The organism is Bacillus cereus (assembly GCF_002577405.1).
GTDB lineage: Bacteria > Bacillota > Bacilli > Bacillales > Bacillaceae_G > Bacillus_A > Bacillus_A cereus_AU.
Map to the genome: position 1 here is coordinate 1 of NZ_NULR01000036.1, position 5,532 is coordinate 5,532.

Here is a 5,532-nt window from a genome sequence, read left to right on the forward strand (position 1 = left end):
AGAAGAGGAAAATCATTTAGGGACTCCGAAAGAAGAAAAACCAGAGATAACAGAAGAAGAAAATCATTTAGAGACTCCGAAAGAAGAAAACCCTGAGGTGAAAGAAGAGATAAAACCTTCAGAGAACCCGAAAGAAGAAAACCCTGAGGTAAAAGAAGAAGTAAAACCTTCAGAGAACGCAAAAGAAGAAAAACCTGAGGTGAAAGAAGAAGTAAAACCTTCAGAGAACGCAAAAGAGGAAAGACCAACACCGGAAAAATCAGAAGGTGCTGGAAAACAGTTACCACAGACTGGTGGTCATAAAACATATGAACCATTTTTAGGTGGAGCTTTGATTGTATTTGGATTACTGATGTTAGTGATGAACAAAAGAAGATATAATTAAAACAAAGTGATTATTAAAACAGACTGTTATAGGAACATAACAGTCTGTTTTTTTGTTTGGTAGTAGCTCCTGATGTAAGAAAAGTTTTTTTGGATACAGCTGAGATATGTGTGAAAAGTATCTATCAAAATATTTATGTTTTAGTGTAATATTATTTAACTAAATATTCAGAATGTATAGAGCTGATAATGAAACTAAGGATTTTCATAGTTAAACAGGGGATAGGAACAGAAAAAGAAATTCGAAAGTAGATTAAAATAGATAAGAAAAAATTATCAATTTTAGGGTGGAATGTTATCTTCAGGTACTCTTCCCCTTAATTTCACCATATCGCATGTGCAGTCTAAATGAAAGAAAAGGAATTACAACAATTTACAGAGAAACATGAAATAGAGGAGTTTATATGATGAAAGAAAATCTTACTTACTATTTTTTCTTCATTATGTAATAGTTGTTTTGCAGCTGTTAAAATTGGATTCATTGTATACATTCCTTTTATTTAGATGTATGAATATTGTATCAAAAGTGAAAAGATTCTCAATATGTAATGTTGCATATTGAGAGTTTGGGTTTAATGGCTCCAGTATTATTTTTTAAGAAAAGGTACGAGGTGATTCAGTGATACGATTAGCAAAAGAGGTTGATGCGGAATCCATTATGGATATTAGAAAAGAAATTATATTATCGGAGACTACTACAAAGTTTTTCATAGTGTCTCCAAATCAATTACCAAATGATATTGATGCAGAAAGAGAAAAGATACGGAAAAGCAATGAAAAAGGTAATCTTTACATAGTTTATGAAGTAGAAAGTAAGGTGGTTGGCTTTTTACTTTTCAATCGATATGAGCTAGAACGTTTACGACATGCAGGCACAATGGGAATGGGGATTAGAGAGGCGTACTGTAATCAAGGTATTGGTACGAAGCTAATTGAATTTCTTATTAGTTGGGCTAAAGGGCAGAAAGGTTTAGAGAAAATTTGCTTAGGTGTAGTTTCTATTAATGACCGCGCGATTAAGGTGTATAAACGTATGGGATTTGTAGAAGAAGGAAGACAAAGAAAGCAAATTAAATATGAAGATGGATCGTATGGAGATGACGTATTGATGGGGTTTTATATTGAATAAAAAAGAGAGGTCTTCGGTTAGTAGCAAGGTAACCTGCTTGGATACGGGATTTTATGAGTAGTCATATAGTAAGTGAATATTTTAGTGAAGAAACTGCCAATAGTGGCAGTTTCTTTTTAGTGGAAATGTTAACTCTTAGCAAACCTTCAGTTCCAGTCGATTTTTCTGACGAAGATGATGTGCAAAATGCATAGAAATAAGCTGGAACCATTCTGCCGCATTTAAGTAACCAAGCCCAGGATGCTCGACCTTACAGTCACTTACAATAGAAGGGAGTGTTGGTTCTGTATTTTTTACAATTGTAATTAATTCTAGAAACTGCTTCTGCACGTCTTCTTTGTTAGCTGGGTTTTCGGGTGTATATCCAGGATGATTTGGTACTTTTATTTGTATATCTGGGAAAGCACCAAGTTTATATACTTTTTCACCCATATCCGTTTTTTTGTTAGTTACAGAGGGCACTTCAGTTCTACATTTCGCGATTGCATCTAACTGCATATATGTAGAGGCAATTAAATGATTATACATTTGACCGAGAGACCATTCTTCACTGGAAGGCTTTATTCTAAACTGTTCTATAGAGTATTTTTCTAATTCCTCTATGTAATACGTTGCTAACTCCTCGAATTTCTTCATATTGTTAACTCCTTTTCATGAAAATGTATTTGTTAATACCTACAATAAAGGAGGGATACTGACAACACTATGTCAGTAGTAAAATAAAAATTTAAAGTTTTAACATTTTTTTTGCTTCATCACGAATTTTCTCAGAAAGAACGTTTGGCTCAAGTACTTGCACTTGGCTCCCCCAGCTCAATACCCATTGAAATACTTCATCTATGTTTCTTGATTTCAAAAAGACATGAAAACCATTATCTTTTTGTTCGTATGAATCTATAAAAAAGTATCGTGATTCAATAATTTTATGTGCAATATGAGATGGAAACAATAAATGAATTGTAACAGTACGATTGCTTTCAGGTTGATATTTTTGCAAAGAAAAGTTTTTCGGTTTTGTAAAGAATTCTTGCTCTTGCTGCAATGTATCCATACGATCTAAACGGAAATTACGTATTTGTTTTCGAAGTAAACAATGGGCAACGATGTACCAAATTCCTGAAATATTGACTAAACCGTAAGGCTGAACGGTCCGCTTTATTTTTGTAGTTTCTCTTGGTTTACGATAAGAAAAAGAGATAGCTTGTTCTTTTTGAATAGATTCTTGCAACAGGATAAGTTGGTTTTCAAGTTTTTCTTGTTCAGATTGGTTGTGTGAAAATATGGGAGAAAGGAAACGGAAAGTTCCTCGTAAATCCTCAACTTTTTTTTGCTGATCAGTAGGAAGGACAACCTCCAGTTTTTCTTTTGCCGATTGCGCATGTACAGAAAAAGAAGAAGTGAAAGTTTTCTCGATATAATCACCGCCTAGTAAAAGAGTAACAGCCTCTTCAGGCGTAAGTTGAATGGGGGGTAAGAAATAACCATCCATTAATGAATAACCGTGACCAGGCATTGCGAAAAGTGGGACGCCAGATTCACTAAGTGCATCCATGTCTCGATAAATAGTTCTTATACTTGTCTCAAATTTTTCAGCTAAGCTTTGTGCTGTAACAGTTTGTTGTCGTTGTAATTCAATTAATATAGCTAATAAACGATCTGTCCGATTCATGAAATATCACCCTCTATTTTTATAAATATGCCTACTGTAAACTTCTAAAAGCAATATAAATTCCCTTCCCATTAACAGACTTTCCCCTATGTATAATATTAATATAGTAAAATCATAACAACCTATATTGCAGTTTCCAATAATATACTATATAATCAGGATAAGAAAACGTTTTCATGCAAAGGGGGAGAATTTCGTGTCGACTATCGAGGACGTGGCGAAATTAGCGGGGTTATCAAGGACAACGGTTTCTAGGGTGATTAATAATCATCCATATGTTTCAGATGAGAAGAAAAAAAGGGTTCAATTAGCAATGAAGCATTTAGGATTTGTTCCTAATTCTGCGGCGAGAAGGCTTCGTAAACAAAAAACGGAAACAATTGCGGTGCTAGTTCCAAGGATTACAAATCCTTTCTTCAGTCGATTTATTGAAGCAATTGAGATTGCTGCTTCTGAACATAAATATAAACTGATTATTTGTCAAACAAGATATTTACCGGAAAAAGAGATGGAGTATTTACAACTATTATCTACGAAACAAGTAGATGGGATTATTCTATGTTCACTAGAAAATCCGTGGGAAGATGTAGAGCCATACTTACAACACGGTCCAATCGTGTTATGTAATGAATATATTGAGGAAGCAAATGTTCCAACAGTGAAGTTTGATCATGCGCAAGGGGCATACATAGCTGCCAAGCATGTGTTAGAACAAGGATACCGTAATCTTATTTTTTGTCGTGGTAACGAAACCAAAGTTGTTAGCCAACAGCGAAAAATGGGCTTTCTGCGTGCTATTACTGAAAAGAGCAGAGAAGTGGAAGCGATCGATTTTCTTGAAAACGCTTTCTCTTGGGATGATGGCAAGAGAATATTCCATGAAGTATTAAAGGACAAAAAAAATCCTACCGCGATTTTGGCAGGAGGCGATGAGGTAGCAGCTGGAATTATTTCAGAGGCGAAACGCCATGACTGGAGTATCCCAGATGATCTTGCTGTTATTGGTTTTGATAATCAAATTTTATCACAAATTACAGAACCAGGTATTACGACAATTGAACAGCCAATCGATGAGATGGCTCGAAAAGTTGTTGACTTAATGATGGATAAAATCCATACGAAAAATTATCGAAAAAAAGAATTGTATGAGTTTGAACTGGAGCTCTTGGTGAAAGGTTCAACGATGAAGGATACGATGTTATTAGCCTAGTAGACTATGTCTGCTAGGTTTTTTTATGTTCACAAGCTACTATTCTTCATGAACGCAATCATCACATTTGTTATGGTATGCTTCGTGCTGCTCATCAATTTCTTTCCCGCAATTCGCACAAGTTTTCGTCGGTAAATTTCTGAAAAACTCCATTGGTTGATCGACCATGTCAATCCCTCCATTTCCATTTCTTACTATCATTGTATTAGTACAAAAAATAAAAGTCAACAACTGTTTTATAACAAAATTGAAAATTAATGAAAAAGTTTAGGAAATGGATTATAGTTAACAATGTAGGATGTAAGTAAAAACTGCATGGCTACTCGGTTTTAGAAAGGAAGGATACATATGAAAATGACTGTTGTCGGCTTTTGGGGCGGCTTTCCAGAAGCGGGAGAAGCAACGTCGGGGTATTTGTTTGAACACGATGGTTTTCGTTTACTTGTAGACTGTGGTAGTGGTGTACTAGCACAGCTTCAAAAATATATAACACCATCTGATATAGATGCAGTTGTATTGTCGCACTATCATCACGATCATGTTGCAGACATTGGGGTATTGCAATATGCGAGATTAATTACAAGTGTAACAAAAGGACAACTACCGGAGTTACCGATATACGGTCATACGTTTGATGAGAATGGATTCCATTCTTTAACGCATGAACCACACACGAAAGGAATCGCGTACAATCCAGAAGAAACACTTCAAGTTGGACCGTTTTCCATTTCATTTTTAAAAACTGTTCATCCTGTTACATGCTTTGCGATGCGTATTACAGCTGGCGATGATGCCATAGTATACAGCGCTGATTCAAGCTATATTCCTGAATTTATTCCATTCACGAAAGATGCTGATCTTTTCATTTGTGAGTGTAATATGTATGCACATCAAGAGGCTGCAAAAGCAGGGCATATGAATAGTACAGAAGTAGCAAGTATTGCGAAAACTGCGAATGTAAAAGAACTGTTATTAACGCACTTACCGCATACAGGCAACCCATCTGATTTAGTAACAGAAACAAAACAAATTTTCAGTGGCCATATTACGCTAGCACATAGTGGCTACGTATGGAACTCATGAGGTGATATGATGTTATTTATTGATAATAAAGGGTAATTAACTGTTACGATTTATTTA

The 5,532-nt window shown here is 35.2% G+C and carries 7 protein-coding genes and 1 pseudogene; 4 read left to right on the forward strand and 4 right to left on the reverse strand.

All coding sequences use genetic code 11. The annotated features are described in order from the left end of the window. Window positions 1–385: LPXTG cell wall anchor domain-containing protein (locus tag COC96_RS26525; protein ID WP_142319466.1), on the forward strand; the 385-nt coding region annotated here is incomplete at its 5' end. Window positions 386–800: 415 nt separating this feature from the next. Here COC96_RS26525 and COC96_RS28415 read toward each other — a convergent pair. Continuing rightward, a pseudogene (locus COC96_RS28415) lies at window positions 801–875 on the reverse strand (PH domain-containing protein); the annotation flags it as partial. A 128-nt stretch (window positions 876–1,003) separates the two neighbouring features. Between COC96_RS28415 and COC96_RS26535 the strand changes: the two are divergent. Beyond that, complete coding sequence (locus COC96_RS26535; RefSeq protein WP_098269828.1) at window positions 1,004–1,513, forward strand: GNAT family N-acetyltransferase; 510 nt, start codon at window positions 1,004–1,006, stop codon at window positions 1,511–1,513. A gap of 135 nt (window positions 1,514–1,648) precedes the next feature. On the opposite strand, the gene COC96_RS26540 is transcribed toward COC96_RS26535, so the two are convergent. Beyond that, window positions 1,649–2,149 (reverse strand): DinB family protein, encoded by a 501-nt coding sequence (locus COC96_RS26540; protein WP_098269827.1) that lies wholly within the window; start codon window positions 2,147–2,149, stop codon window positions 1,649–1,651. Between the two features lie 91 nt (window positions 2,150–2,240). Further along, on the reverse strand, window positions 2,241–3,182 hold the full coding sequence (locus COC96_RS26545) for a helix-turn-helix transcriptional regulator (RefSeq protein ID WP_098269826.1): 942 nt from the start codon (window positions 3,180–3,182) through the stop codon (window positions 2,241–2,243). A gap of 196 nt (window positions 3,183–3,378) precedes the next feature. Here COC96_RS26545 and COC96_RS26550 point away from each other — a divergent pair, with 196 nt between their 5' ends. Further along, window positions 3,379–4,392 carry a LacI family DNA-binding transcriptional regulator gene (locus COC96_RS26550; protein ID WP_097903905.1) on the forward strand — a complete coding sequence of 338 codons (1,014 nt, stop codon included), beginning with the start codon at window positions 3,379–3,381 and terminating at the stop codon, window positions 4,390–4,392. Between the two features lie 39 nt (window positions 4,393–4,431). Here the strand turns inward: COC96_RS26550 and yhfH are convergent, their stop codons facing one another. Next, window positions 4,432–4,560: a protein YhfH gene (gene yhfH / locus COC96_RS26555; RefSeq protein ID WP_097903906.1), complete on the reverse strand. Its 129-nt coding sequence runs from the start codon at window positions 4,558–4,560 to the stop codon at window positions 4,432–4,434. A 180-nt stretch (window positions 4,561–4,740) separates the two neighbouring features. On the opposite strand from yhfH, the gene COC96_RS26560 reads away from it, so the two are divergent. Next, window positions 4,741–5,475 (forward strand): MBL fold metallo-hydrolase, encoded by a 735-nt coding sequence (locus COC96_RS26560; protein ID WP_098269825.1) that lies wholly within the window; start codon window positions 4,741–4,743, stop codon window positions 5,473–5,475. Window positions 5,476–5,532 lie beyond the last annotated feature (57 nt).

What these genes read in the sequence shown, in the direction of transcription:
- COC96_RS26545 (WP_098269826.1), bottom strand. Translation starts at nt 3,182, where the DNA reads ATGAATCGGACAGATCGTTTATTAGCTATATTAATTGAATTACAACGA.
- COC96_RS26540 (WP_098269827.1), bottom strand. Translation starts at nt 2,149, where the DNA reads ATGAAGAAATTCGAGGAGTTAGCAACGTATTACATAGAGGAATTAGAA.
- COC96_RS26560 (WP_098269825.1), top strand. Translation starts at nt 4,741, where the DNA reads ATGAAAATGACTGTTGTCGGCTTTTGGGGCGGCTTTCCAGAAGCGGGA.
- yhfH (WP_097903906.1), bottom strand. Translation starts at nt 4,560, where the DNA reads ATGGTCGATCAACCAATGGAGTTTTTCAGAAATTTACCGACGAAAACT.